This is a genomic window from Burkholderia oklahomensis C6786, assembly GCF_000959365.1.
GTDB classification, from domain to species: domain Bacteria; phylum Pseudomonadota; class Gammaproteobacteria; order Burkholderiales; family Burkholderiaceae; genus Burkholderia; species Burkholderia oklahomensis.
The window spans coordinates 2090826-2114357 of record NZ_CP009555.1; the positions used below are offsets into that span (position 1 = coordinate 2090826).

General features: G+C 59.9%; 21 protein-coding genes and 1 pseudogene. 16 read left to right on the forward strand and 6 right to left on the reverse strand.

The genetic code is table 11. The features are described from left to right. Positions 1–326: 326 nt before the first annotated feature. From BG90_RS32365 to BG90_RS09490, 4 genes and pseudogenes are all read left to right on the forward strand, one after another. Entirely contained in the window at positions 327–743 is a 417-nt protein-coding gene (locus BG90_RS32365; RefSeq protein ID WP_232288913.1) for a hypothetical protein, read from the forward strand. After that, positions 740–964, forward strand: coding sequence for a hypothetical protein (locus BG90_RS37285; RefSeq protein WP_144444681.1), 225 nt, complete (start codon positions 740–742; stop codon positions 962–964). Before BG90_RS32365 ends, BG90_RS37285 begins: the two co-directional genes overlap by 4 nt. Before the next feature lie 17 nt (positions 965–981). Further along, positions 982–1287: pseudogene (locus BG90_RS09485) on the forward strand (integrase core domain-containing protein); the annotation flags it as partial. Positions 1288–1607: 320 nt separating this feature from the next. After that, a complete protein-coding gene (locus tag BG90_RS09490; protein WP_010117664.1) occupies positions 1608–2045 on the forward strand; it encodes an SET domain-containing protein in 438 nt (145 codons plus the stop codon). 16 nt (positions 2046–2061) lie between these two features. On the opposite strand, the gene BG90_RS09495 is transcribed toward BG90_RS09490, so the two are convergent. Then, the gene (locus BG90_RS09495) at positions 2062–3078 is read right to left on the reverse strand and encodes an AraC family transcriptional regulator (RefSeq protein WP_010117665.1); all 1017 of its coding nucleotides are present in this window, start codon (positions 3076–3078) and stop codon (positions 2062–2064) included. Positions 3079–3094: 16 nt separating this feature from the next. Beyond that, complete coding sequence (locus BG90_RS32370) at positions 3095–3547, reverse strand: GNAT family N-acetyltransferase (RefSeq protein WP_010117666.1); 453 nt, start codon at positions 3545–3547, stop codon at positions 3095–3097. Positions 3548–4076: 529 nt separating this feature from the next. On the opposite strand from BG90_RS32370, the gene BG90_RS09500 reads away from it, so the two are divergent. The 8 genes from BG90_RS09500 to BG90_RS09530 all read left to right on the forward strand — a co-directional run bounded on the left by BG90_RS09500 (position 4077) and on the right by BG90_RS09530 (position 15157). Continuing rightward, positions 4077–4922, forward strand: a complete 846-nt coding sequence (locus BG90_RS09500; RefSeq protein WP_025990088.1) for an ABC transporter permease — start codon at positions 4077–4079, stop codon at positions 4920–4922. After that, positions 4909–5763, forward strand: a complete 855-nt coding sequence (locus BG90_RS09505; protein ID WP_010117668.1) for an ABC transporter permease — start codon at positions 4909–4911, stop codon at positions 5761–5763. Before BG90_RS09500 ends, BG90_RS09505 begins: the two co-directional genes overlap by 14 nt. Continuing rightward, positions 5760–6791, forward strand: coding sequence for an extracellular solute-binding protein (locus BG90_RS09510; protein WP_010117669.1), 1032 nt, complete (start codon positions 5760–5762; stop codon positions 6789–6791). The genes BG90_RS09505 and BG90_RS09510 overlap by 4 nt, the downstream gene beginning before the upstream one ends. A 661-nt stretch (positions 6792–7452) precedes the next feature. Continuing rightward, a complete protein-coding gene (locus tag BG90_RS31030; protein ID WP_010117671.1) occupies positions 7453–7761 on the forward strand; it encodes an H-NS histone family protein in 309 nt (102 codons plus the stop codon). A gap of 414 nt (positions 7762–8175) precedes the next feature. Further along, a complete protein-coding gene (locus tag BG90_RS09515; RefSeq protein WP_045568121.1) occupies positions 8176–10965 on the forward strand; it encodes a type VI secretion system Vgr family protein in 2790 nt (929 codons plus the stop codon). Between the two features lie 13 nt (positions 10966–10978). After that, a complete protein-coding gene (locus BG90_RS09520; protein ID WP_045568122.1) occupies positions 10979–13219 on the forward strand; it encodes a DUF3274 domain-containing protein in 2241 nt (746 codons plus the stop codon). Between the two features lie 18 nt (positions 13220–13237). Then, a complete protein-coding gene (locus BG90_RS09525) occupies positions 13238–14884 on the forward strand; it encodes a type VI lipase adapter Tla3 domain-containing protein (protein WP_052712363.1) in 1647 nt (548 codons plus the stop codon). 9 nt (positions 14885–14893) lie between these two features. After that, complete coding sequence (locus tag BG90_RS09530) at positions 14894–15157, forward strand: PAAR domain-containing protein (protein ID WP_010117228.1); 264 nt, start codon at positions 14894–14896, stop codon at positions 15155–15157. Between the two features lie 133 nt (positions 15158–15290). Here the strand turns inward: BG90_RS09530 and BG90_RS34905 are convergent. Further along, a protein-coding gene (locus BG90_RS34905) for an IS5 family transposase (protein ID WP_107950761.1) occupies positions 15291–16048 on the reverse strand; the annotation gives its coding sequence in 2 pieces (ribosomal slippage) (positions 15291–15733 and positions 15733–16048; 759 coding nt in all). A gap of 420 nt (positions 16049–16468) precedes the next feature. Between BG90_RS34905 and BG90_RS37805 the strand changes: the two genes are divergently transcribed. Beyond that, the gene (locus tag BG90_RS37805; protein ID WP_107950862.1) at positions 16469–17437 is read left to right on the forward strand and encodes a YadA family autotransporter adhesin; all 969 of its coding nucleotides are present in this window, start codon (positions 16469–16471) and stop codon (positions 17435–17437) included. Between the two features lie 93 nt (positions 17438–17530). On the opposite strand, the gene icmH is transcribed toward BG90_RS37805, so the two are convergent. The 3 genes from icmH to tssJ all read right to left on the reverse strand — a co-directional run bounded on the left by icmH (position 17531) and on the right by tssJ (position 20382). Then, on the reverse strand, positions 17531–18316 hold the full coding sequence (gene icmH / locus BG90_RS09550) for a type IVB secretion system protein IcmH/DotU (protein ID WP_010117222.1): 786 nt from the start codon (positions 18314–18316) through the stop codon (positions 17531–17533). After that, positions 18313–19659, reverse strand: coding sequence for a type VI secretion system baseplate subunit TssK (tssK, locus tag BG90_RS09555; protein ID WP_010106783.1), 1347 nt, complete (start codon positions 19657–19659; stop codon positions 18313–18315). Before tssK ends, icmH begins: the two co-directional genes overlap by 4 nt. A 108-nt stretch (positions 19660–19767) precedes the next feature. Further along, positions 19768–20382 carry a type VI secretion system lipoprotein TssJ gene (gene tssJ / locus BG90_RS09560; protein WP_010117220.1) on the reverse strand — a complete coding sequence of 205 codons (615 nt, stop codon included), beginning with the start codon at positions 20380–20382 and terminating at the stop codon, positions 19768–19770. Between the two features lie 376 nt (positions 20383–20758). On the opposite strand from tssJ, the gene BG90_RS09565 reads away from it, so the two are divergent. Genes BG90_RS09565 through tssC form a run of 3 tightly spaced genes read left to right on the forward strand, consistent with a single transcriptional unit; the run spans position 20759 to position 23495 of the window. Next, complete coding sequence (locus BG90_RS09565; protein ID WP_045568123.1) at positions 20759–21433, forward strand: tetratricopeptide repeat protein; 675 nt, start codon at positions 20759–20761, stop codon at positions 21431–21433. A 36-nt stretch (positions 21434–21469) separates the two neighbouring features. Beyond that, positions 21470–21988 carry a type VI secretion system contractile sheath small subunit gene (gene tssB / locus BG90_RS09570; protein WP_010106779.1) on the forward strand — a complete coding sequence of 173 codons (519 nt, stop codon included), beginning with the start codon at positions 21470–21472 and terminating at the stop codon, positions 21986–21988. A gap of 16 nt (positions 21989–22004) precedes the next feature. Beyond that, positions 22005–23495 carry a type VI secretion system contractile sheath large subunit gene (gene tssC, locus BG90_RS09575; protein ID WP_010117218.1) on the forward strand — a complete coding sequence of 497 codons (1491 nt, stop codon included), beginning with the start codon at positions 22005–22007 and terminating at the stop codon, positions 23493–23495. Positions 23496–23532: the final 37 nt, after the last annotated feature.

A 23532-nucleotide genomic window follows, 5' to 3' on the forward strand; every position in this document is an offset into this window, starting at 1 on the left:
TGCCGAACACGGTGGTTAATCGCGGTGCCCGAACTGTTTTCGGTTGCGAATCACCCGTAATCCGACATTACGCCGATGCTACGATCACGAAGGCAAATAGGACGATCGTTGGTATCGCAGTGAAAGGCGGCAACGACGAGTCTTGGACCAATCAACAGAAGGGTAAATGAGTGGGAAGAAGTGCGATGCGGCGTGGAGGTCGCGCAGCGTTGACGAAAGAGATGCTGCTGCCTCAAGGGGTTGCATGAATTTCACGTAATCCCTTGTGCTTTCTGCTGGACGCTGAAAAGTACATTTTCGGCACGGTCAGCTCTCAGAACAGGTGCATGGCAACCATCGTCAAGACGACTTCCGGCACGTGGAAGGCGGTCATGCTCATCGCTGCTTTCGTGCTGATGTATCTCACAAACAAGATACCGCCGAGCATCTCAGGCATCGTTGGCGTTGGCGGTGTTGGCTCGATCGGTGGTGTCGGCGTTGGTTCAGTCATGGCAGCGGCCGCCATGACGGCGAGCGCAGCCGCATCGGTCGGTTCCTCGGTATTGGCCGGCGCGACCAATGGCGCAGGTGGAGCGTCGGCCCTGCAGGTTGCGTTCCAGAGGGCGCAACGAAATATGACCGAGGGAAGGCCGAGGGAACGGGCATGTTTAGCGGCGGCAGCAGCGGCTCCGGCAGTCTCGGGGGCGGTAGTGCTGGCGTCAGCAGTTTTTCTGGCAGCAGTGGTGGTTTCAGCTGATTCATGAGCGACACTGGTCGCTTTGCGGCCGGCATGGGCGCCAATCTCGCGAAGGGCATCGGCCGGGTCGCGACGGACAAGGCTGCGTCGATGATGGATTTGGCCAAAGAACGCGTGATGCAAACCACAGGAGGAAAGACAGACCTTCCAGCAAGTCGGCCATTTCGGTTTCCTCCGGCGGGCGGTGAACGGGCAATCCAAAGGATGCCCGTTATCCCTGATGGCTGACATTCTGCATGTACTACGGTCCGGAGTTCGTGTCGCGGGCCATCCTGAAGTGGGCGGCGGATAGCGGGATGGAAATGGCGTTCAGCGATCCCGGCAAGCCTTGGCAAAATGGCGCGGACGAGAGCTTCAACGGCAAGCTCCGCGACGAATGCCTGAGCTTTGCATGGTTCCGCACGCGTACGGAAGCGAACGTTGTGATCGCCCAATGGAGGCGGCACTACAATGCTGTTCGTCCACATTCAAGTCTGGCCTACCTGACGCCCAACGAGTTCAAGCAGCGGCATTGTTCAACTGAAGCAACCGAGGCTGTTCTCCAAGATTGAAGTGGTCCGAAGAAATCAGGCAGATCAGTGCCTACTGCACTCCGGGATCGAATCCATGGACGATTAACTTGGAGCGTCGCGACTCGCCCTTCGGCGAGTCGGAGATCGCGCGATTACCCATGGCGTACGGTACCTGCCGCCGTTGACTCGGTTCGGTCCTCTTCGCTAGACGAAAGCGAACGCGCGACCATCGCCCGTTCGACTGACGCTCGCGAGTAGAATTGCAAGGCCAATCCGTCTGGCGCCGACGCTCTGGGAATTGTGAGCGAAAAAAGGACCGCCAGATGCCTCAGCAAAAATCAAGACATCGAAGAACTCAGATGAAGCGATTCACCGTGCGCAGGTCGCGCATTCACGGACGGGGTGTGTTCGCGCTGCGGCCGATTAAGGCGGGCGAGTTGTTGCTCGAGTACAAGGGACAAGTCATCGCGTGGCGAACAGCCACGCAGGCGCATCGCTGCAACGGACAAGCCGGACATACGTTCTACTTCGGGCTTTCCAACGGGCGCGTCATCGACGGTAGCAGTGGGGGGAACAGTGCACGGTGGCTCAACCACGCATGTGAACCAAACTGCCACGCCGTCGAGTTAAACAATCGCATCTTCATCGAGTCGATTCGGAGCATCGCGCTGGGCGACGAACTGTTCCTCGACTATGGCCTGGAGGTCGCCGGATCGAACTTACAGGAGGTACGTCAAGAATATGCATGCCATTGCGGCGGTGCGCGCTGCCGCGGTACTATGATGGCCGCCAGTTAAATAGGAACAAATCCGATCAGTCCGTCGTGAGCTTTGACCAACGCTTCATTGCACGGCTGAATGCCGAGGTATTTTTGTATCCCAGTCTCGCTGCTATCTCCTTGATCGACTTGTTTTCGGAAATATATCGTGAAGCGATATCGCGTCGCACCAGATCATGTAGAGCACTGAAGGATGTGCCCATCTCCTTTAATTTACGCTGTAAGCTCCGCGGCGACATTCCGAGCCTTTCAGTGAATTTCATAACATCCTGACACATCGGATTATCGTACATTATCCCAAGGAGCCGTCCAACAAGGTCCGCCGGGATCCAATGCGATAATTCGAATTCACGTTTTTCACACGCTCTCTTTGATATTTCGAATTCGAGAGAATGTGCGAGAGGTAGTCTAGTGGCTAGCAAGTCGGCATCAAACTCCAAGAAATTTTCCTTGGCATCAAATATAATTTCACAGTTAAATATCTCCGAATAGACATGGGCATGAATAGGTGGCGGAAACGCAAGCCCCAGCCGCCTAAACGCCGGAACTCTCCCGATAAGGTCGACTATTTCACGTCTAACTGCAGCGAGGCACATATCCGTATTGAGAATCAGCAGATCCGCCCGATAGGTGTACCCACCGACGGTAACGCGAGCCAGATCGGCATTCACCCCTAAAGTGATCTGGAAATAGCTGATCGCCAGTAGCGGATGCTCATACGCAAGGCGCATCGCGTCACCCAGCGTTGGACTCACTAGCATCGCATGCCCCCGGAGGCCATATGCCGTTACGGGAATTGAGTTCCCAATATGAAGTCCGATAGCCGAATTTCCCGTCGCCTCAAGAGCATTGGCGAACAAGACCATTTCCTGAGCATGCGTTACCATCGCGTTGGCTTGCTCGACCTCCTTCGGCGAAATACCCGTGCCTTTCAATATCACTTCGGCCGACACTCCCATTTCTTTCATCACATTGAGCGCGATGACGATGGTATGGAGCGACGCGGGGCGCTGCGCAGCAGTATGACTGAACACATTGGCTACCGGCTTCATCTGAACTTGCTCTGGATCAATTTGCCAACAGTTTCGTGAACACAACTTGGCATCCATATTCGTCGAGTCCGCCGCGTTTCCAGCCAAGTTGCTGATAGAAACCGTCCGCTCGCGAACCCGGGTCCGTGACTAGCTTAACCCGATTTACGCCTTTGCCTTCCAGCCATTTGACCGCGCGCTCGAGTAGCTCGCGTCCAATGCCGTACCCATGGAACGATGGTTTCACGAACAGCGCACAAATAAATGGCGTATCCGTAACGACCGGTAAGCAAACGCCTACCGCCTCGCCCCCGCACTCGCAGATCCAACCACCTCCTTGATGGATTTGTTCCACCAGAAGATCGCGATCAAGTAGATGGATCTGATGCGGATGTATCCGATTTTCTTTCACCGAGAAGCGAATTTCGTAAAACGCCCCTATGTCGGTTACGCTCATCGGGCGATATTCTAGTCTGTAGGCCATTGTCATATTGACTATCTTCTCTCTGTTTTACATCGTAAAATGTGCTGACGCCCTACAACCCAATATCGACGACAGCATCACAATTGTTGCATATTTCGCATCTCGCTCCATATCGTCCTCTTCGCCGATGTTCGCGGTCCAGAGCCCAATGCATAATGACGAAGGCAGATTGAGAATTGCGTGGGCAATACGTACGTCATGCTGCGCATGCTTTCAGAAATCAAACAATGCACAGTCTGTTAATAATTGAGCTGTTATTGGCTAATGGCCATACCTATTGGCTATAATCGGTGCTCGAATATTCCGGCATGCGAAATTGCGGGGGGCGTTTGATGCGAGCCTGTAACAAACTTGGCGCTTTGAGATAACAGATTGTCGCGTTTAGTACGCGAGCGATCTGTAAAATATGGCAACCAATTTGTTACGCATTCTTCCCAGTGAACTGACCGATTCGAGGCAATTGGTGACTTTTCGAGTTTCCATTCTAAAGAAACTTAACTCATGGAGCGCGGTTTGCGAACCGACCTCCTTGGTCATGATTTTAGGCGTAATACTCCCACTCGCGGTCCTCGCGATCATATCATTGAGCACGCCGCTCGAATTCGGTGGTGTTTCATGGGGAGATTTCACGATTCGCGCCTATGAGCGTGTAGTGTTCGATCGGGATTGGGACGGTTCATTGGTGCTTCAACAGGGTTACGTGAGCATCTTTCTACGGTCCACGGTCATGGCGTTCCTGGCGACCACCGGATGCGTGTTATTCGGGTTTCCCACGGCTTTATTTATCGCAACCCGTGCTCCGATGTGGAGGGCCATCTTGTTGGTGCTCGTAACCATACCGTTCTGGACCTGCGTCGTGGTACAGATGTGCGGTTGGATTATCGTCATGGCGGACAATGGCTTACTTAGTCGGGCCCTCAGCATATTCGGCCTACTTCGGGGGCCGCTTGCTCTGCTTTACACCGACATTGCGACTCTCATCGGCCTCGTCTACGCATTCACTCCTTTTATGGTCTTACCGATTTTCGCAGCACTCGACGAATTTGACTGGCGATTGGTCGAGGCGGCTTACGATCTTGGTGCCAATAAGGGGGGGGCGCTTCTGCAAGTGATCGTCCCTGGCTGTCGTCCCGGCATCATGGCCGGTATTGGGCTCGTCTTCGTGCCAGCACTAGGTTCGTACGCGATTCCCAGCTTGCTTGGTGGCAATCACGCATTCATGGTCGGGAACCTGATCGATTTCCAATTCGCAGGTGGCCGCGATTGGCCGTTGGGCGCAGCTATGTCGTTTGTCCTCCTCGCGGTCGTTCTTCTGGCCATGCTCACGCTGCGGCTGACATCCACCCTCCAGCGACGGGAACTTGCCCATGACCTCGCGTGAACTGCGCCACTTTCCGATGACGGTAGAACTCGCGATTGCTGTCCTCTTGTTTCTCTATCTGCCGCTGGTGGTTGTCGCATGGATGAGTTTCAATCGGGGGCCATCGGCCCTTGTTTGGGAAGGTTGGAGTATCCAGGGATACCTCGAAGCATGGTCTGATCCGACGCTCATCCGTGCGACGCAAAACTCCCTGGTCTTAGCCTTGTCGTCTATGGTTCTTTCGACCGCACTCGCAACGAGTGCGGCGGTTGCTGCGTGGTCACGACAGGAGACGCACAGCTTCGATCTGCGCGGAACTGTAATTGCTTTGCCGCTCGTCATACCGGAGGTTGTTCTCGCGATCGCTACTGTGATGGTGTTCTCGATGTTTGCGTTCGAAATCGGGTTCGTTGCCGTCCTGTTTGCGCATGTGGTGTTTTGTGTCCCACTCGCATATCTCCCGATCAACGCGCGTCTGAAGACAATTGACCGCACATTGCTTGAGGCAGCAGCGGACTTGTCAGCCCCGCCATGGGCTGCATTTCGTCAAATCACGGTTCCTTTGGCATTGCCCGGTATCGCCGCCGGTGCGCTGCTTGCCTTCGTCGCGTCCATGAACGACTACGTCACCAGCTACTTCTTGGCTGGTGCCGGCATGACCACCTTGCCCATGTACATCTTCAGCGCATTGAAGATTGGAATTACGCCAAAGGTGAGTGCGATCTCGACAGCCGTCATTGGGCTATCGTCGATTCAACTACTGACGGTCTGGGTTCTCGGCAGGAAGGGGGCAGGGCAGACTGCCACGCCGGGGCAATCCGAGTTGTATCACTCGAACATTCAAACGATAGGAACCGTATGAAAAAAGTAGTCGGAGTGATGCTGTTGCTTGCTGTCGGTAATGCCGTCTCGGCCGAACTCCATATCGGCAGCTGGCCGGATTACTTGCCCGATACGCTGATCAAGAAGTTCCAGGCGGAAACCGGCATCAAGACAACGCTCGACACCTACGCGAGCGATGCAGCCCTGACTCAAAAGTTGCAGTCGGGCGGAGGTGGCTACGACGTTGTGATCGCAGGGGACTATTACGTTCCGGTGCTTGTGAAGTCCGGACTCCTGCAAAAGCTCGACAAGAACAAGCTGCCGAATATCGCCAACATCAAACCCGAGTATCGCCATCCGTCATTCGATCCGAAACGGGACTACGCAATGCCATACACCGTCGTGCTGACTGGCTTCGCGTACGATAGTGCGCGCGTTTCCGGTGGGAAACTCGACGAGAGTTGGAAGTCGTTCTTCGATCCGCCGGCGGAGTTGCGCGGACAGATCGGCGACCTGGATGTCGAAGAAGAGCTGTATATGGCCGCGAGTTGGTATCTGGGACAGGATGAATGCACAGAAAATCCTGCTGATGCGAAGCGGGTGCTCGACGTTCTGCAAAAACAGAAACCGTTCGTGAAGACGTACAGCAATGATGGGACCATAGATCGTCTCGCATCCAAGCAGATCGTAGTGCAGCATATCTGGAGCGGCGCCGCTGCGCGTGCACAGGACCGCCTTCCCAGCATCACGTTTGTATACCCGAAGGAGGGCGTCCGTCTGTTCATGGATAGCTTGCTTATCCCGGCAAAGGCACGAAACACCGACTCGGCATATCAATTCGTCAACTGGATGATGCGCCCGGAGAACATCGCACAGGTTACAAATGCCGTTCGCTACAACAACGAGATCATCGGCTCCGAGCGGTATATCGATGCCGCACTATTGAAGAACCCCGCAATCAAAACCCCGGAGCAATACAAAGCAAGGCTCCGTCCTTACAAAATGTGTTCGCCAACGGCGATTCAGTTACGAAACAAAGTCTGGCTAAAGTTGAAGGGAAATCGCTGACACACCATAGACCCAACAAGTTCCAAACCGGCAAGTAGTTGAAGGTAGGAAAAATACAAGCTTAAGACGGCATGCCTGGTTGTTCGGGAAAGGGCCGTCGAGCCTGGCGTATTGAAATGATGCGGCCGCGGGCAATGCTGCGAACATTACCCACGGCCTGACCTAGGTGTACACATTGAGAGACCACCATGGCTGACTCTATTCTACGGGAACATCGGGACACTTGTCGTTTCGATATCTCGACGTTTCCTTTCGTTGCGATGCGAGCAAGGCCACGCGCCATGAATCGCGAGCGCCTGTGCCCATCGCGCACGGACATTAGCCCTCCATCGGGATACCGAAAGACCTCAGACAGTCGGATGTTCGAGCGCCGTTTAACGCCTCAAAGTGGCCGACCTGCGACCGACAATTCGATCGTTTCGCCGAACACCACTCGCTGTCATTCGATCCGATACGTGAGCGACACCTGATCGCCAAAACCGCTTAGGCCACCGCCTGCTGCCCTCCGATCTGCCTCGGAGCAGGCGGTTTTGCGATCGTCGGTATCGGCGATCGCCTTTTTATTCTCGTCGTGTCATCGCATCCATGGCATGCAATACATGTCCCTGACGTCACACGGCGCTCGGGTGTGTACGTCGCGCAATCCTATTGGAGAGACATTGTGGCAACTTACGAGGAACTGAAAGCTCAACTCGATGCACTCAATAAGGAGGCCGAAGCAGCCAAAGAGCGCGAAATCTCTGCGGTGCTTACGGAGATTCGAGAGGCTGTCTTGAGGTACGAAATCCGGCCGGAGCAGATTTTTCCGAACTGGACGCGCTTACGCTCGCCGGACAAGCGACGTGGCCCGCTTCCCCCCAAATATCGGAATCCAATGACCGGGGAGACGTGGACCGGTCGAGGGCGAGCGCCGAAATGGCTGACCGGCATGTCGCGCGACGATTTCCTCATCGATCAACCTCCGCGATAGAGACTGACCACCGGCGCGATACTCAGGCCACCTTTCTGGCTGCTCATTCGTGGACGAATTTGATATCTCGGGTTGGCCGCTGAATTTTGACTCGAATCCTCGCGCCAACGCCAGCTTTCCAAATGGGACTCGAGCGAGCGGGCAAAGATTGATCCATCCGCAAGCTCAGTTTTGCTGCCGCGGGCCGTCCGGTAGCCGCTCGGCTCGCCCATAGACGGGACTGCCCTGATAATTCTGACAGGTCGGTCCCACTTTGTCCGATGCCCCATCATCAAGGCGATCGTGAACCTTCGTCAATTTGGCGGCCTTTTGTCCCGATCTTGCTAAAATTAACGCGCCGTGAGGAGTGCCTCAATCGCCTCGAAAATCAATACTCCTCCAATTCGAATCCAAGCAGAAACCTGAGAGTCTGCCGTGACCAATTTGAGCGATACGCTACGCGGTTTCGCGTCGGGGGCGGTCGACTGGAATAAACGTCCAGTCGCGTTGCACTTCGGCGCCGCGCATGCCGCGATCGGCCATCTCCTGGCGCTGCAGCACGCGAGCGTTCAGGAAGGACTGATGACCGGGATACGGGGGCGTTTGACCTGCGTGTCGACCCGCCACGACCTGCCGCCCGGCGTGTTCCTCGGCATTCCGGTTTCGATCCGGCTCGTGACCGACCGCGGACAGCTGCACTTGGTGAACGCGATCATCAGCGACGTCCAGATCGGACAAAGCGACGGCGAACTCTGCGTGTACCAGCTGACCGTGTGCGACGTACTGTCGTTGATGGACAAGCGCACCAATTCGCGGGTGTTTCGAAAGCGGAACGTCGTCGAAATTCTCACCACGCTGTTCAACGAATGGCAGCAACGCAGCCCGGCCCTCGCGCGCGCGTTCGAATTCGATCTATCCAGCCTTCGCGCCGACCGCTATCCACTTCGCGAACTGACCCGCCAGGTCAATGAATCGGACGCGCACTTCGTGCGTCGCCTGTTGCGCCGCGAAGGGATCACCGTATTCGCGAAGGCCGGCCCGGCCAGGCGCGCGCAGAACATTCACGACGAAACGCCGGTGCATACGCTCGTATGCTGTGACGATCCGATGTCGCTGCCAACGGCGCCGGCGGGCACGGTTCGGCTGCATCCGCGCGACGCCGGCACCGAACAGCGCGACACGGTGACGCTGTTCGCGCTGCGCCGGCAGTTGGTTCCGGGCAAGGCTGGCCGGCCGTCATGGGATTACAAGAAGGCGCGGATCGACGAATCGACCGTCGGCTCGAGTCTCGATCAGGGCGAGTCGGGCAACGACCTGGCCAGGTTGCTGACCGACGTCGCGATCGACATCCCGCACGCGGGCGATTCGTGGAGCGATCACGAGCGGCTCACGCACGCGCGCATGCTCGCGCACGAGTTCGAAGCCGAACGCTACGACGGCGTCAGCAGTGTGCGGGATCTCGCCGTGGGCGCGTGGATCACGCTGACGGGCGACCCGGACTGGGACGTGCAACTTGCCGACAAGCGCCAGTTCGTGATCACGTCGATCGACCACGATCTTTGGAACAACCTGCCCAAAGGACTCAACGAACGCGTACAGGCGCTGTTCGCGGCGAGTCGCAATCTCGCGCAGGCAGCCGCTGCATTGCCGGGCGCGCTCGCGAAGGATGCGGATACGCGTTACGAGAACACGTTCACCTGCGTGCGCCGCGGCGTGCCGCTCGCGCCCGCGTACGACCCGCGGACCGACTTGCCGTCCGTGCATCTGCTGACGGGCACGATCGTCGGCGCAGAGGGTGAGGAAGTGTTCTGCGACGAGGACGGCCGGGTGCGCGTGCGGATTCACGGCCTCGATCCGGCGGATCACGCGCACGCGCAGGGCGCGGGCACCAACGACAATGCGGGCGACAGCGCGCCGATTCGCGTCGCGACGAGTCTAGCCGGGACCAACTTCGGCGCATCGTTCCTGCCGCGCGTCGGCATGGAAGTTCTGTTGGGTTGCCTTTCGGGCGATCCGGACCGGTTGGTGATCATCGGGGTGCTGGGCAACGGCGCGAATCCGCCGGCGACGTTCAGCCACACGGGGAGGCTGCCCGGCAACCGCTATCTATCGGGCATCAAGACGAAGGAAATCAAGGGGCAGCGGTACAACCAGTTGCGTCTCGACGACACGCCCAATCAGATCAGCGCGCAGCTCGCGAGCGAACACGCGCATTCGCAGTTGAACCTTGGCTACCTGACTCAGCCGCGCGACAACGGCCACGGAAAAGATCGCGGAGAAGGCGCCGAGCTGCGCACCGACGCGGCGGCGGCGCTGCGGGCGGCGCAAGGCATCTTGCTGACGACCTACGCGCGCACCCAGGCGAGTGGCGGGCAACTCGATCGTGACGAACTGATTCGATTGCTCGGCGAATGCGCGGAGCTGTTCAAGGCGTTGGGCGACTACGCGGGGCAGCACGGCGGGCAGGCGGCGGATACGGCCGGCCAGCAGGCCGTTGCCGCGACCTTCAAGAACTGGGCGCCGGGAACGGGCGCGGGAGCGGCCGACTCCGGCACGGCGGACGCCACCGGCGAACAGGCGCTGATGGCGTTCGGCGCCCAGGCTGGGTCGGTAAATGTCACGCCGAAGACGCATGTCACGTACGCGGGCGAGAACATCGACCAGGTCGCGCAGCAGCACCTGCAACTGATGAGCGGCCAGCGGTTCAACGCGACGGCGGGACAGGGGATGCAGCTGTTCGCTCGCGGCACGGGCGTGCAGGCGGTGGCGGGCGAAGGACCCGTGCTGCTGCAGGCGCAATCCGGCACGTTGACGGCGAATGCCCAGAAGGGCGTCAAGATCACGACGAACGAGAGCGAAGTGTTGGTGAGCGCGCCGAAGATCCGGCTCGTCGCGGAGGACGGCAGCTACATCGAGATCGGCAACGGCGTCACGTTGGGCACGGACGGTGACATCAAGCTGCTGTCGGCGTCGCATCAGTGGGGCGGGCCGTCGACCGCGCAAGCGACGAAGACCGCGTTCAACAATCAGCCGACGGATCAGCGTTTCAAGCTGCACTACCCGGGCGAGGACGGCGATTTGCCGGCGGCGAACAAGCCATTTCGGATCACGCTGGACGACGGGCGCGTCATCGAGGGCAAGACCGATGCGAGCGGCCTGACGGATCTGGTCAAGGACGACGCGATGCGTATCGCGAAGATCGACTATCTGAAGCCGAAGCTTTGAACCCGAGCGAACGATGAACGGTATCAACGATCAGTGCTTCACCGCCGCCCATGGGGCGGGCGTCACGATGGCGAATCGGCCGGGCGATCGGCCCGTGCCGATTCCGCGTGATCTGCCGGGCGTGGTGATCTTCATACACGGCGTCAACGATCCCGGTGCGGCTTTTTTCACCGTGGAGCGCGGGCTGTGCCAGGGGCTCAACGAGCGATTGTCGCGAAGCGATCTGCGGCCGGGGGAGTATGGCCGGAAGTATGCGAGTGCGCTCGCTGCGAAGGCCAAGGGCGATAGCGTTCGGTACGCGGAAGTATTGAGTGATCCCGATATGTATCTCCATCAACGCGTGGAAGCCAGTAGCACGCACAGCATGTTCCTGCCGTTCTACTGGGGCTATCGCGCGGCGGACAACGAGATCGCGAAGATCAACAGTCCGGGCGAGGTCAAGAGCCGCGTCGCGGACAGCGACGGCAACCTGCTGACGCGCGGCCAGTATCAGGACATCCACGCGAACCGGCTCGACGCCCATTTCGGCAAGGGCGGCGGGTTTTTCGCCAACGCGACGAACAATATCCCTCAGATGTACAGCCGCGGATTCGAACCGGACAAGCTGGAGCGCACGGTCATGCAAAACGCGCTTGCCGGCAATACGATTTTCGCCGGCAAGTCGCCCGATCGCCGCTACTTCGTGCTGGCCGCCGCTCGCCTGGCGAACCTCATCAAGACCATTCGGACCATCCAGCCGTCCGCGCTCGCGCTGGAACACGGAATGGATCCTCAGCACGAAACGATCACCGTGATGGGGCACAGCCAGGGCACGATCATCACGCTGCTCGCGCAGGCGATGCTCAAGCAGCAAGGTCAACGCTGCGTCGATTGCATCATCATGGTCGACACGCCGTACAGCCTTCAGTTCACCAAGGACGGTAGCCATCAAACCGGGCACGCGAAGCTCAAGACGCTGGTCGACATCGTCAACGCGGTGACAAGCGAGCCGCATACGATTCCGGACCTGGCCAAGCTGATGATCGACTCGGCTCACTCATGCGGGCGCGCCGGACAGAACTGGAGCAAGACGCAAGGAACGCGGCTGGACAAGAGCGGCAAGAACTGGATCACGTTCGACGAGCGCGACAATCGCGGCAAGGTCTATCTCTACTTCTGCCCGGAAGACACCGTGGTGGGCCTCGACAAGGTACGCGGGATCGGCACGTTCGGCGTGCCCGACGAGGTTCCGGCCGATGGTGCGGCAGCCAAGCTTGGCAAAACGATGCACGCGATGACGGTGCTCGAACCAAAGCGCTTTTTTCAGCGCATGTGGACGCGGCTGGAGCGCGACCAGGACGGCAAGGGGAAGCGCTCGAAGGTCGCCGTCGGCACGCCGCCCGCGCGCATGCCGGTTCGGGATCAGGTTCAGCGATTGACACCGGGGCCCGACACGGACGGCACGATGCTCGGCACATTGGTCGAATCCGGCAAGAACATGGCGCTGCAGGCATCGTTCAAGCGCAACGACATTCGCCTCATCAACGGCGAGCAACTGAAGCCGCCGCACGAGCCCGACCTGTACGGCGGTGAGGTTCAGAAAGGCGGGCAGGTGCCCGGGCACGCCGATGTCGCCGGATTGATGCGTCCCGACGACGTGACGAAAAACGTCGCGCTCGGCAATCAGTACGCGAAGTTCAAATGGAAAGACGTCGCGACGACGGACGATCCGGGCGCCAGCATCGAGCCGCACAAGCTGGCGTTCAATCGCGGCCGTCCGGTCGACGAGCAATCGCACAACTGGCGCATCGTGCCGAGTCAGTCGCTCGGTTCGATTCTGTCGGCGGCCGCCACGGGCGGACGGTATCAGACGTACGTGATCCAACGCGAGGAGACCCCGGACGAGGTTCGCAAGCGCATGGGTGCCGATGCCGATCAACTGGAAGCGAACAACTATCATTCGGGCGTTCTGCTCAGTTCGGAGAATCATCGCTGGGTCACGGCGATGGACGTGGCGATCGGCCAGGCGGTGACGCTGGATGATCCGGACTGGCGGCAGTTGTTGCTTTTGATGGCGGATTGGAAGATGACGCCGAGCGCACAGAAGAAGATCACGAACTGCAAGAGCTTTGCCCGTTTAGACGATCATACACAGGGCTTTATTGATGCATGCGCGAAGTACTATCAGAAGGGCCTATTCCCGTCTGAGAAGTTTGTTTCGCTCGCCCTGCCGCCGCTGATCACAAGTGAACTGAAGCCTGAACAGAAAACGTGAGATTGACGAAGAGGCGTTATGAAACCTCGTATCTGGCCGTACGCACTTGGGTTTATCTTGATCGCGCTGGGTTGGACAATCATCGTGATGGCGCGGCATTATCACTATTGGCAAGCAACGGGACAGGAGATGCCTGGCATGGTGAGTAGCATTCGGAACGGTGTATTGGTTGCGCTGGGGGGCGTCGTGGCGGCCTTCACTGCGAGCTACTTCTGGTTGCATAGTGGCTCCGCTGAACCCGCACCGGCGGCCACGACTGCGCCGACGAAATCGGCTATGGATCCATCCGGGAACAACGGTTTACCGGCATTGCTAGCTCAGTCAGGCGGAAAATTCGTATTGGAAGTGCGTGGCCTAGGGCTTGTGACGGGAAAGGAGACGAATGAAGAGATCTGGAAAGCCATCGAGGCCAAGGCAGACAACCATTCGACATACATGTCGCAGGATTCCGCTGACTATCCCGCCAACGAAGATGAACGGATGACCGAGGTAGGGTTGTCGACGCGGATCAGCTTCAAATACGGGGCGCGCCACTCCGTTGAATATTGGCCGGTCCCGGTCTTCATCTGGGAGCCGCCGAAAGCATCACACGTTAGTCGGCCAGCCAATGAGCTCTCCGGTATTCGTCAGGAGGCTAGCCTGGGCGTCACGCTCTTGCTGTGGCAAGAAGACGCGAACACAAACGATGGTTCTACCATCATCGAGAAGTTGTTTGCGTTCTTCGACGCGCATCCGGACATACCCGAAGCGGTCATCGTCACTTTTGACGGGGCCGCGACTCGCGATCTCAATCAGACACCAGGCTACGTGGATACCTTCAAGCAATCGAACATTCCGACGATGCCGGATAGCATGGTCACGCTGCTCGTGTCCCGCTCGGATCGCGTCGACCGTCTGATTCGTCCGTACGCCGTCGAGCAGACGGAAAACGTCGACAAGAACACGACCGAATACGACATTACCAAACTGTGGAATTTCTTCTGGGAGAAGAACAACGGGGAAGGACCGGGCAGCTTTGAAGCGTACTATCAAGAGCAGCAGAAGGCGGCGGGCATTCAGCCGCGCGCTTTTCTCGGTTTCATGTCAGCTCAATGGTGGCAAACCAAACTCCCCGATTTCTGGAAAACGATCAGCAACAAAGGGCCGGGCGAGTTCAAACCGACGCCGTACATCCCGGTGCGCTGGACGACATGGCAGGTGAAGCAATTCGACAACGCGCCGCTGCTCGGCTACCTGCATCGGCCCATCGACGTGAAACTCGCCGATGCGCACGGCAAGCCGCTCAAGACCGCGCAGCAAGCGGAAGCGCTCAAGGCGGGGTGGCAGCAGGCCATCGATACGCTGCCGACCGGGGAAACGCCGAAGCGGGTCTTCTATGACACGACGGGCGATCGCACCTGGGTCGTGCCGATCAACCAGGCGCTCGCGCAAAGCGGCCCGTCCGCGCCGAGTCTCGATGACGTGAAGGAAGGCTACGACATCGGCCGCCGGATCGGGAACACGGGCATCAGCTCGCCGTTGGTCCAAATCGGACTCGGTCTGATTGCCGGCTACAACGAAGGCGGAGCCAGCGCCACGATCAATCGGCGGCCGAACGGCACGGCGACGATCGTGATGGTGAGCCCGCCGACGCACAAGCAATCGGATGTGAATCCTTTCCGATAAGGGGCGCGTATGCGCGGCGTGATTCGCATTGGTGACTCGACTTCGCACGGCGGCCGTGTCGAAACCGGCCGCGAAAATTCGACCGTAATGGGGCGGGCAGTGGCCTGTGCCGGCGACCGCTGCACGTGCCCAATGGCCGGCCACGATCGCTGCGTGATTGCGGAGGGGGACGAGGACGTTCGCATCGATGGCCGCGCGGTTGCGTTCGACGGCCACAAGACCTCTTGCGGGGCCACGCTGATCTCGTCGATTTCGCAGTCGGGACGCACGTGATGGAGCTCGTCGGCCGGCTTCATCGAACTGTCGCCCGTCCGTACGCCTTCAGTTTCGTCCCTGGTACTTGAATCGTTGGTTGTGCTTTCAGGAACGTACGCAGCTTATCGAATTGCCCTAGGGAGTGTTCACACTATCGAAGAACTTCGACGATCAAGGCGAAGTTGATAAAGGCAATGAATATCAGATCGAGTTTGTCAAAGCGCGAGAAGATGCGCCGAAAGCTCTTCAGGCGTCGGAACAGCCGTTCGACTTCGTTTCGACGCTTGTACATTTCGCGATCGTACTCCCAAGGCTCAACACGTGTACGCAACGGAGGAATAACTGGGATGAAGCCGAGGTCGAGTGCGAGTTGCCGGGTTTCGTTGCCTTCGTACGCCTTGTCCATCAGGAGGTGCAGCGGTCGGTTCGGTGGCCCCAGACTTTCAAGCAGTGCGCGCCCCTGGGGAGCATCGCCGGCTTGGCCGGGCGACAGCGCGAACGTTATGGCTGTTCGAGCATCCGCGGCAACCATATGAATCTTGGTTGTCCATCCTCCGCGAGATTTACCGGTGGCCTGTGGTCCATTTTTTTTAACGCGCCGGTCCCATCAGGATGAACTTTGACGATCGTGCTATCCAGCGATACCGCTTCGATCCGGATGCGAATAATCTGCGCGCGCTGCAACTCCGTGAACACACGGTCGAGCACGCCGTTGCGGGACCAGCGATTCATGCGTGTATAGATGGTGTGCCAACGGCCAAACCGCGAGGGCAGGCCACGCCATTTGCACCCGTGCTCGGCGACATAGAGGATCGCGTTGAGCACTTGCAAGTTTGACAGGCTCACATTGCCCCGCTGACGTGGCAGGCAATGCTCTATCTGTTTGAATTGGGCTTTGGAGATTTCCATCTCCGAAGCATAACCTTAAATCTATATAGTGTGAACACGCCCTGACACGTCGTCAACTTGTTGGAAAAATAAGGCGTTTTCCCGATTCGCGCATATGAGCGTGATGAAAAAATGAATGTGGGGCGTGGCGTTTCGGCGTCTGGCGATTGCAGCGCCGAACGGTCGGCATGCTAGTGTTTTTGGAGGAGAGGCGTGCTGGTCGTCCGGAAAACGATAAGAGGTAGATCTCAGGTGATCGATTTTTGTGGTGCGAGGTGGATGAAAATATCGGGGCGGCTTCTCCGGTACGTCAGTAAATTCGTCCAACTTTGGAGACGACAGGAATCAGCCGGTGCCTCATCGTCGACACGGCACGTCTGCGATATGTGCGAGTGCCGAGCAGCCGGGCACTGCGTCCCGTCTGCGATTGTATGCTTGGTCTTGAGTGCGTCAGTTTGTTTCGCGTATGCCACGCCTGTTTCTCATGGCACGACGCTCGACGAGGCCGAGCACGCGAACAGCGATCACGCTCGCAACTACTATTACTTGGTCGATCTACCCGACGATTTGCTCAATGAACCACCCGATCGCCCGTTTTACGTGTCGAGCTTCGAGCCGGGCATCGAATGGAAAGACGATTCAGACAATGACTCGATCGACGGATCGGATGGAGGATCGTTATTCGGCGAAAGTGAGCGCTGGTCTGTGAATCGGGACGATTGGTGGTGGGATGCTCACGAAGCGTCGACCATGCTGTTGACCGAGATTGACGTGCCTGGCGGCGCTGGCGTTGGGCACGTGCTCACGGATCCAATTCGTTCGCCGTGCGCGGCCTATGCAGACTCGGCTGCCGTCGGCACAAGCGCGCGGACGGCTGGTGACGGCGCGATCGCACTCGGCATGAGGTCGGGGGCGACAGGCGAACGTGCAATTGCGCTGGGCGCGGATGCGGCCGCCTCGGGCGTCGACTCGGTCGCATTGGGTGCTGGCTCGCTGGCGACGCGAGACAACACTGTCTCGGTCGGACGATCGGGCGGCGAGCGCCAGATCGTGCATGTCGCGCCCGGCACCAAAGGGACGGACGCGGTGAACGTAAACCAGCTCAACTCGGCGCTGACGACGATTGGGCTTCGTTCGGACCGGCGTTTCGGCGACTTGCAGCGACAAATCGACGCGACCGCGCGCAGCGCCTACTCGGGTGTGGCGGCCGTGACCGCATTGACGATGATCCCGGACGTCGACAGAAACAAGACGCTGTCGATCGGCATCGGGGTAGGATCGTACAAGGGCTGCCATGCGATCGCGCTCGGCGGTACCGCATGGCTTGCGGCCAATCTGAAGATCCGAACCGGGATCGGGTTGAGTTCGGAGGGAAAAACGGTAGGCGTCGGGGCGAGCTGGCAGCACTGACTTTGCGGACGCTTTATGATCGACGGCCGCTGGACCCGCGGCCGTCGCTTCCATCGACATGAAAAGCCCGGCATCCAGCCGGGCTTCCCTCAATCAAGGCAACGAAATCGTCAAATTCGCCGACTCAGGCCCGACCTTGATGACCTGCGAATAAGGCGCCAACGTCCGTACGGTGCTATTCCGCAGATACGTGTTGAGCCCGGCATAAGCGAGCAGCCCGACGAGCGCGAACACCGCTCCAATCGCCCACAGCGGCACCTCGCGCTTGAGCCGGTGCGAGATCTGATCCGGCAGCGGCCAATGCGGCGCGAACGGCGCGCGCTTGCCCTTCATGTGCGCGATCTCGTCGCCGAGCCGCGCGGTCAGATACGCGAGCTTCTCCGGTCCTTCGAGCAGATACTTGCCCTGAAAACCGAGCAGCAGGCACATGTGGAACACCTCGAGCGACTGCAGCCGCGCCGCGCCTTGCGCACGGCATTCTTCGAGATACTGATAAAACTTCTCGCCCGCGAGCTGCTCGCCGAACAGTACGAGCTGCAGCGGCCGGCGCTCCCAGTCCGCGCGGATCTTGAACTGCGACGACAGCACCGATTCGTCGATCGCCGCGCAAAATGCGAACTTCGCCGCATAGACGTCCTCGGCGGCGATGTTGAGCTTCTTCGCGCCGCGCTCGAACTCGCTGAGGAATTCCTGGATGCGCGTGCCGAACTCAGAGGCGTCGCCCGGCTCGCGGCCGTTCTTCAGCAGGAACAGCATGAAAAAGCCGTCGTACAGCAAATCGACGAGCGAGCGCGCCTGGAAGCCGGCGTCGGTCGACGACACCGTTTGCGGCGCGGGGGGCGGCGTGTTGCCGCCGAAAAGGGAAGGCGCGTAGCTCATGACGTGACGGCGATCAGTTCGAATTTGAGATCGTTGATTCCGGACGGCGCGTAGATCATCGCCGACTGGGCCTGCAGCATTCGCTCATAGAGCGGGCTGCGCGCATCGAGCGCGAAGTAGCATGCGCCCGGGCGCACGGGAATCGCGGGCGGCACCTGCGGCGTGTACGCGAGGCGCACGCCCGGCATCGCGGACAGCACGAGCTTGTCGACGTCGTCCGGCGCGCCGACCTTGAAGCGCGCGGGCACGGCCTCGACGAGCTCGACCGAAGGCATGTCCGCCGACACCGCGAGATAGAACGCGGTCTTGTCGTCGATCTTGCCGGAATCGAGCCGTCCGACGTGGAACGACGGCCGCACTTCCTCGAGCGTGATCGCGAAGTAGCGCGTCGAGATCACGGTCTCGAGCAGGTCGCGCAGGATCGTGTCGAGGCGCGCGAAGCCGGGGCCCGGATCGTCATGCCGATAAGCGGGCAGATCGGCGAGCACATAGCCCTTCGAAAACGTCATCAGCTGGCCGGCAAGGCGCAGCAGTTCCTGGAACAGCCGCTCCGGATGCAGCGCCGAATGCTGGTGCAGGTGCGCGAGCGCGGCGAACGCGGCGCTTGCCGTGTGCAGCAGCCAGAACGATGCGATGTCGCCCGAGCGGAATTCGATGATGTTCTTCGTCGGTTCGCGATGGAAGCCGTACAGCGCGTTCACCTTCGCCTGCAGCGCGTCGATCAGCTGGCGCAGGCGCTGATGCAGGATTGGCGACGCCTCGATCGCAAGGCACGGCGGCACGAAGCTGTCGTCGATCTCGAAGCCGGACGTCGCGGTGCGGCGCACGCGCACGAGCGGGATCGACAGCAACTGGTCGCGCGGCTCGCTGTGCGCGATCAGCTTCACGTTGGTCTTCAGGAACGTGATGTCGGCTTCGGCGGCGTCGGTGAAGTGGTCGGCGACGCTCGCCTGCTCGCTGACGAAGCGCGACACGAAGCCTCCGTCGCGGTTCTCCGCGTAGTTCGAGCCCGTCTCGCGCAGCGGATGCAGCGCCAGGTAGAACGTGAATTCGTTGATGCCCTCGGGCAGCGTGTCGAGCGCGATGGGCGGCGGCAGTTCGTCGGCCTGCGGCGCGGAGTAGAGCGCGCCGTCCGGGAACACGAGCGACAGTTCGCTTGCGCGCAGCACGTTGCTGCCGAGCGCGTCGCGATCGAACCGCACCGAACGCACGCCCCAGTTGTACGGCTGGATCGCCTGAATCGATTCGAAGAGGCGCGCTTCGTGATACGCGTCCTGCCGCTGAAAGTGCTGCGGCCTCAGAAAGAGGCCTTCCCCCCAGAGCACCTTGGCCGAATAACTCATGTCAAATCCGCTTAAATGTGATTGGGCCGTTGGTCGGTTTATTCGCGTCGCAATTGGCGAGCGAATCGTTAATCTTTGTTAAATGACTTTTAAATGCCATCTCGAATTTCACCCGCAGTTCACCGACGAGAGCAAATCGAGCCGCTCCGCCGGCATGCCCTGTTGCGAAGGGATGACGGTGCCGCCCGTCACGGTCATCGCGCAGTTGTGCAGGCCGATAATTATGCCGGATTTCTCGGACTTCGCAGGATCGAAAGCCAGCTTCCAGCGCTGCAGCGCCGGGTCGCGAAAGAGCGCGACGATGCCGAATGCCTGCGCTTCGCGCGACACTTTTTCGGTCGCGTTGTAGCGCTGTCCCGGAATCAGCGTGATTTCGCGCACGCTCAGCAAATCGTTGCCGAGCGCGGTCTTTTCCTTGGCCGGATCGGTGAAGCTGTCGAACGGCGCCTGCTGGAACGATGTCGGATCCTTCAGCGCGTAGAGGCGCACGACGAGCGCGAGCGGGCGGTTGTCGTTCGCGGCGTTGAGGTTCGGCGCGGCGTAGAGCGTCAAGCCGACGTTGCGCGGCGGCTTCTGCGAATCGGGCACGTCGGGCTTGCCGACGCCCACCATCTGCAGCGCGGCGCTGCCTGCCGAACCGAGGAGCGGCACGGCGGCCGCGCAGCCGCCGAGCAGGACGCAGGCGGCGAGCGGCAGCGCGTAACGAGTCACATGCGGATTCATCGATTTTCCGGGCGCGGCGCCCTTTGCTCCCTGTCAAAACTATCAGTTACTTGGCCGATTTGGTGGCACAAAAAACAACTGCATCTTCAAATACCGGACAGATCGCCGTCAATGTCGTTGTATTCGGAAAAAATTTCCACAAATTAGGCGAAATCGAATTCTTTTGCGGCAATAATTGCATTGGGAGCGGTACACGTGTGATTCCCCGGGCGTGCGCGGCCGCTTCGGGCGGCGCGCTGCGCTACTTTTAAAACGGCCGCTCTTCACGCGAAGATTGAATTATGAAAAATTGATCGGTACTATACCCGCGCGCTTGTAGCAAAGCAAAATCACGAATTCTCAACGATTTAAAACGCCCGCGCCGGGGAAATAAACGATGAAAGACCGTCTCTTCGCAAAACTTTCTGGGGTAGTGTTGGCCTGCGGCATCATCGCCGGTTGCGCGTCGCAGCCGACTCCGCCGACGCCCGAAGCATTCAACAAGTCGTTGGCCGACGCCGACGCTGTGGCGAAGGCAGGCGATCAGGACCGCGCGATCGGCCTTTATCAGCAACTTGCGAAATCCGATCCGACGCGCGAAGAGCCGTGGTCGCGAATCGCGCAGATCCAGTTCCAGCAGGGCCACTACGGCCAGGCGATCGTCGCCGCTCAGGAGGCGCTGCAGCGCGACAAGACCGACCGTCAGGCGAAGAGCGTGCTTGCCGTCGCGGGCCTGCGCATCGCGACCGAATCGCTCGGCGAGCTGCGCCAGGATTCGTCGCTCGCGGGCGACGCGAAGTCGGACGCGCAGGCGCTCGCGAAGCAGCTGCGCGACACGCTCGGCGAAGCCGCGCTGTTCCCGCCCGAGCAGCAGACGAAGCCCGTCGTGAAGAAGCGCCGCATCGTGCGCCGCGCGAAGCCGCCCGTGCACGAGGCCGCGCCCGCCGAAAACAGCACGGCGGCCGCACCCGCGACGCCGGCTGCCCCCGCGACGCCGGCGCCCGCGAAGGCGGCAACCACGTCGGCGCCCGCGAAGGCGGCTGGCGGCGATCCGTTCAGCGCACTGCGTTAAGCCGCGCGCGACCCACACACTAATCGGGAGCCGTCGATGGCGAAGAAAGAGAGCATTCAAAAGCGCTTGCAGAAAGTGCGGCCGCCCCGCGTCCAACTGACGTACGAGGTCGAACGGGGCGACGCGATCGAGATCAAGGAGCTGCCGTTCGTCGTCGGGGTCGTCGGCGATCTGGCCGGGCAGTCGGAAGTCGAGCAGCCGAAGCTGCGCGACCGTAAGTTCGTGAACATCGATCGCGACAACTTCGACGACGTGATGAAGGCGATCGAGCCGCGCGCCGCGTTCCAGGTGGAGAACCGCCTGAGCGAAGCGGGCGGCAAGTTCGCGGTCGATCTGAAGTTCCGTTCGATCAACGATTTCAATCCGGACGAAGTCGTCGAGCAGGTCGAACCGTTGAGGCGTCTGCTCGAGGCGCGCTCGAAGCTCGCCGATCTGCGCAACAAACTGGCCGGCAACGACAAGCTCGAAGACCTGCTGAGCGAAGTGCTGTCGAACACGCAGCAGCTGGAAGCGCTGAAGAAGAGCGCCGACGGCGGCGACAAGCAGGGCGAATGAGCAACGGGGTGGCGAAATGAACCAGCAAACGGCTGCGGCCCAATCGACCGGCGCTCAGGCCGGCACGGAATCCTCGCTGCTCGACGACATCGTCGAGAAGAGCAAGGTCGCGAAATCCGAATCCGAGCATGCGCGCGCGAAGGACCTGATCGGCGAACTCGTCAATCAGGTGCTCGACGGCACGGTGGTCGTGTCGGACAACCTGTCGGCGACGATCGACGCGCGCGTCGCGGAGCTCGATCGCCTGATCTCGTCGCAGCTCTCGGCCGTGATGCACGCGGCCGAGTTCCAGCGTCTCGAGAGCACGTGGCGCGGGCTCGACTACCTGGTGAAGGAAAGCAACACCGGTTCGACGATCAAGATCAAGGCGCTGCACGCGCCGAAGCGCGATCTCGTGCGCGATTTCAAGAACGCGTCCGAGTTCGACCAGAGCGCGCTCTTCAAGAAGGTGTACGAAGAAGAATTCGGCACGTTCGGCGGCTCGCCGTTCGGCGTGCTGGTCGGCGACTACGAGATCTCGCGCCAGCCGGAAGACCTGTACTTCATCGAGCAGATGTCGCACGTCGCGGCGGCCGCGCACGCGCCGTTCGTCGCGTCGGCCGCGCCCGAGCTGCTCGGCCTCGAGTCGTTCGCCGATCTCGGCAAGCCGCGCGACCTCGGCAAGGTGTTCGACACCGTCGAATATGCGAAGTGGAAGTCGTTCCGCGATTCCGAGGATTCGCGCTACGTCGGCCTCACGCTGCCGCGCTTCCTCGGCCGCCTGCCGTTCAATCCGAAGGACGGCGCGATCGCGGAGAGCTTCAACTTCGTCGAGGACGTCGACGGCACCGATCACAACAAGTACCTGTGGTGCAACGCCTCGTGGGCGTTTGCCGCGCGTCTGACGGCCGCGTTCGACGACTTCGGCTGGTGCGCGGCGATTCGCGGCGTCGAAGGCGGCGGCCTCGTCGAGGATCTGCCGACCCACACGTTCAAGACCGACGACGGCGAAATCGCGCTCAAGTGCCCGACCGAGATCGCGATCACCGACCGCCGCGAGAAGGAGTTGAGCGACCTCGGCTTCATCCCGCTCGTGCATTGCAAGAATTCCGACTACGCCGCGTTCTTTGCTGCGCAATCGGTGCAAAAACCGAAGAAATACAGCACCGACAGCGCCAATGCGAATGCCGTCCTGTCCGCCCAGCTGCAGTACATCTTCTCGGTATCGCGCATCGCGCATTACCTGAAGGCGATGATGCGCGACAAGATCGGCAGCTTCGCGTCCGCGCAGAACGTCGAAACGTTCCTCAATCGCTGGATCTCGCAGTACGTGTTGCTGGACGACAACGCGACTCAGGAACAGAAAGCGCAGTTCCCGCTGCGCGAAGCCTCCGTACAAGTGTCAGAGATTCCCGGCAAGCCGGGTGCGTATCGTTCGGTCGCGTTCCTGCGCCCGCACTTCCAGCTCGACGAGCTGTCGATTTCTCTGCGCCTTGTCGCTGATCTGCCCAAACCGGCAAATTCATAAGCGAGTTGAGATCGCCCGGGCGGGCCGCCCGGGTAGG